6 protein-coding genes are annotated in these 3078 nt (G+C 37.0%); 1 reads left to right on the top strand and 5 read right to left on the bottom strand.

The annotated features are described in order from the left end of the window. Positions 1 to 758 (top strand): hypothetical protein (locus AC4GME_RS05685; RefSeq protein ID WP_490379122.1); only part of this gene is annotated, 758 nt, incomplete at its 5' end. A 74-nt stretch (positions 759 to 832) separates the two neighbouring features. Here AC4GME_RS05685 and AC4GME_RS05680 read toward each other — a convergent pair. From AC4GME_RS05680 to AC4GME_RS05660, 5 genes are all read right to left on the bottom strand, one after another. Continuing rightward, a complete protein-coding gene (locus AC4GME_RS05680; RefSeq protein WP_490378758.1) occupies positions 833 to 1405 on the bottom strand; it encodes a recombination protein NinG in 573 nt (190 codons plus the stop codon). 353 nt (positions 1406 to 1758) lie between these two features. Continuing rightward, positions 1759 to 2187 carry a recombination protein NinB gene (locus tag AC4GME_RS05675; RefSeq protein WP_490378759.1) on the bottom strand — a complete coding sequence of 143 codons (429 nt, stop codon included), beginning with the start codon at positions 2185 to 2187 and terminating at the stop codon, positions 1759 to 1761. A 21-nt stretch (positions 2188 to 2208) separates the two neighbouring features. Further along, positions 2209 to 2388 carry a hypothetical protein gene (locus tag AC4GME_RS05670; RefSeq protein ID WP_490378760.1) on the bottom strand — a complete coding sequence of 60 codons (180 nt, stop codon included), beginning with the start codon at positions 2386 to 2388 and terminating at the stop codon, positions 2209 to 2211. Between the two features lie 73 nt (positions 2389 to 2461). Continuing rightward, positions 2462 to 2674, bottom strand: coding sequence for a hypothetical protein (locus tag AC4GME_RS05665; protein WP_490378761.1), 213 nt, complete (start codon positions 2672 to 2674; stop codon positions 2462 to 2464). Next, on the bottom strand, positions 2671 to 2856 hold the full coding sequence (locus AC4GME_RS05660) for a hypothetical protein (protein WP_490379121.1): 186 nt from the start codon (positions 2854 to 2856) through the stop codon (positions 2671 to 2673). The genes AC4GME_RS05665 and AC4GME_RS05660 overlap by 4 nt, the downstream gene beginning before the upstream one ends. Between the last annotated feature and the right edge of the window lie 222 nt (positions 2857 to 3078).

The following is a 3078-nucleotide window of genomic DNA, read 5'->3' as shown; positions in this document are numbered from 1 at the left end:
CTGAATTTAACTCGACTGTTTATAGTTGTGCAGTAAAAGACTCTTACAATGAAAGTATTAGCGATACACACTTTAAATTCACCACACCAATCGAATCATTTAGGCTGTCAAATGCATATCTAAATTTCACTGGTGAGGCGGGCTCTTACTTGCTAGATTATCTCCCTGGGCCAGCGAATAACTTTATAATTGAGGATGATAACACTTTTATAAATTTTACTGATTCACAGTTTTTTAAGGCGATTGATACAACAATCGGATATAACATGGGGCGCATAACGCGCAGAAAAAGATTTGCATCAAGCATTGATAATTTTCTTGTTGATAACGCCAACTTCCCGAAAAGCACGAATGTAATCCAACCGCTTGAGCAATCAGGGCTAAAGACTCACGCGGTTAATAATTTTGCAGATGGAGTTTACGCAGGGAGATTTACTAGTGGTCGAGACCATAGAAATGGTTTCGAATGGATAGATAACACATCAGCTACGCTAGAGATTAGAACAAAGATGACTCCTAGCTCAACAGCTAGAATATATGTTAATTTAAGAATGGTAGCGGCTCCTAATGAGATAGTAAGGGGTGAGCTAGTAGGTGATGGGAATGTTTCAGGAAATATGGATTTTTACGAGTACACAGCCACAGGGCTTGATAAAACCAACTCGGTAACGGTGACATTGGTATCGGGGTTTTATCACATTCACTACACTGCTGCGAATGTGATAACAGACGTTAAGGGCGAAGTTAGGCTGGCATAGCTTTACAATCAAAGCCTCTTAACCGAGGCTTTTCAGCTTAGCTTTATAATGCAGCTCAATATAGCCTTGAGCTGCTAATTTAGATCTTTTAGCTTAGCTTTGTATTTAAGCTCTATTTCCTTCAATTCCGCACAAGTATATTTTTTTGCCTTGTGCGGACCTTCTAACCATTCAACTTTTTCAAGTCCGATTTTTTCAACTAGGTTTATCCTGTAATTCTCAATATTGCCAGACAATTGAACATTGCAACGATAGCACTGCGAATTAATATTTAATTCTTCAAATCTAAGTTCTGGATAACCGCCCCTTGATTTATAGTGCCCAGCATGAACCCCTGACTTCCCTATATATCCATTAGGGTTTTTAAGCTCATTACGGCAGCTTATGCACAGCTCTTTTTCATCTCGCTTGCGAATGTATGCGTTAACTGCCTTTTGCGCTTCACGCTCTCTCAGTGGTTTGTCATTATCTTTAAATTTCTTCTTTCTGGCTGCATGTTTTTTCTTGTCAGCCTTTTCCTTATCTAGCTTTGCTTTCTCCCTGCCGAACTTAGCCGCGCAATCATAGTCACAAAACGCATTAATACCAATAACGGCAAACTTTTCGTTTTTAGTTTTGCAATTTTTGCAGCGCCTAGTTTTCGCCATGGTTATTCCTTTTACATTTAACACAACCAATACCAATCGACAGCAAATTAACAAAAAAGCTTATAGCAACAAAACCGAGCAAAGCCCACGCTGTATCAGTATCACCTTTAATTACTGCCGGTGTAACAATAAAAAATATCGCTAGATAACTAAGCGTGTTTAGTATGTTAGATATTAATCTCATTGTTTTTTAATCCTTTTCAGCAGCAAGTAAATTAAAATGTTAGATGTTAATAATAAAAATGAAGATACTTCAAGTTGCATTTGCTTTTCGCCATTTACAATAACTGGCAAAAGTAGAAATATCATTATTAATACGTTAGCCTTCAATAAAAACCCTGTGATATATTTCATCATTCATCCTGTTTATCAAGTAAAGTTCTATACTCGCAAGACTCAGGTATTGTTAACAAAAACATTCTATCTTGCGCCCATCGTTCAATTTTATTTAAGTAGTGATGCATTTGCCCTGTATCAAGCTTTGTGGTGCTTTTTATAATACTAGGCTCGCCTGCTGGCATGTTAATTATAGTTACAGGGCAGTAATATTTTTTCATGTATTCATGCCATATTTCAGGCTTGAATTTCTCATTATTAACTGCTGCTTGTTTGGATATTTCTGTAAGCCATTTCCAATATAACGAGTTTTGGTCAAGCGATCGCTTTTCCTTCCACTCGCGAATATTGACACGGTAAGATTTGTTTTGATTTGTGGTTAACACTTTAGTCACTTCTTGTATAAAGTAACCAAGTGAACTAATCGTTAACTTAAAATCTTTCATACTCACCCTTTGTCGATGCGGTTATGTTTTGTATTGTGTTTTTCTGTGTCGCTTCCAGCTGCGTGACATCATCCAGTCGCGAAGGTGTGGCGAATCATATTCAAAATGCAGGCTGTAAATTTTCTGCCATCGCTTTGATCTGGCAAAATCATTACCTTCCTTAACTTCTCCTGTTATCCCTAAACCCCTGCCTTTTGGCATTTACACCTCCTTAAACTAAAACATAACAATGCGTTTAACTCGTATAGCTACCGGTTAATGCGTGGCTATGTTTTTATTCCAGTGTTGCGTGTATCTTTCCACCCTTAGATTTTTTACCTTTATATTTATCTTCCATAAATTCTTTTGCCTTTTCTAGAGTGGGGTGTGTATTTGTGAATGGGTATTCACCTGCGCACTGGAAAAAGAGAACAGGAAACCACCAAAATTTAACTTGAACTTCAAAGCCACTGTATTTGTCATCTACAACTCTATATTTATTTTTCATTTTCTCACCTTTAATTTATCAATAGCATCATTGCTAATTACAACCTGTTTAATTTGCTCATTCAAATAATCACAACGTTGCTGAGCATCGGCCCACCAGTTAACCTGCGCTGTCTCTTCTTTATCAACCACGCCGTTTTTAAGCACTGTCGGCTTGCCGTCTATCAATTCTGATGTGTACATAAATAACCTTATTTTTATTTAACACTTAGATTATTATCTACTACAGAAACTAATGCCAATCGTTTAAACTTATCAATAAGCTGTGATTAATAGGTTAATCACACAGCCTTTCTAAACGTAAATACAACATTCCAAAGCTCGTCAACAATATCAGCTCCATTGAAATTCATAACAACGTATTTTGCATTGCTGTTAAATCCTCTTTCTGAGCTTACGTACTCA

This window comes from Psychromonas sp., assembly GCF_983033635.1.
The sequence above is the reverse complement of the archived record's forward strand: the minus strand, read 5'-3'. Positions and strand labels throughout refer to the sequence as shown.